This is a genomic window from Mesorhizobium sp. M2E.F.Ca.ET.209.01.1.1, from assembly GCF_004010375.2.
GTDB lineage: Bacteria > Pseudomonadota > Alphaproteobacteria > Rhizobiales > Rhizobiaceae > Mesorhizobium.
Genome location: NZ_SADP02000688.1, coordinates 1 through 332, shown reverse-complemented (window position 1 = coordinate 332; position 332 = coordinate 1). Strand labels below are relative to the sequence as shown.

The following is a 332-nucleotide window of genomic DNA, read 5'->3' as shown; positions in this document are numbered from 1 at the left end:
GCGCATCCGCTTCTTGCCCTCTTTCTGCTTGTCGAGCGACGGCCCGGCTGAAAGACGGAGACAAAGGACATGGCGGATATTACAGGCAAGGTCGTGGTCGTCACGGCGGCGGCGCAAGGCATCGGACTGGCAAGCGCGCTGGCTTTCGCGAAAGCGGGCGCCATCGTCCACGCCACCGACATCAACGAGGCGGCCCTGGCCGACCTCGCCAAGACGCCTGGCATTTCGCCGCGAAAACTCGACGTGCTGAACGACGAGGCGGTGAAGGCCGCCTTCGCCGAGATCGGTCGCGTCGATGCGCTGTTCAACTGCGCCGGCTTCGTCCATGCGGG

The 332-nt window shown here is 65.4% G+C and carries 1 protein-coding gene; it reads left to right on the top strand.

What is annotated here, in order from left to right:
- Window positions 1-69: 69 nt before the first annotated feature.
- Window positions 70-332, top strand: a 263-nt coding sequence (locus EN852_RS37450) for an SDR family NAD(P)-dependent oxidoreductase (RefSeq protein ID WP_135879811.1), incomplete at its 3' end; no start/stop codon positions are given.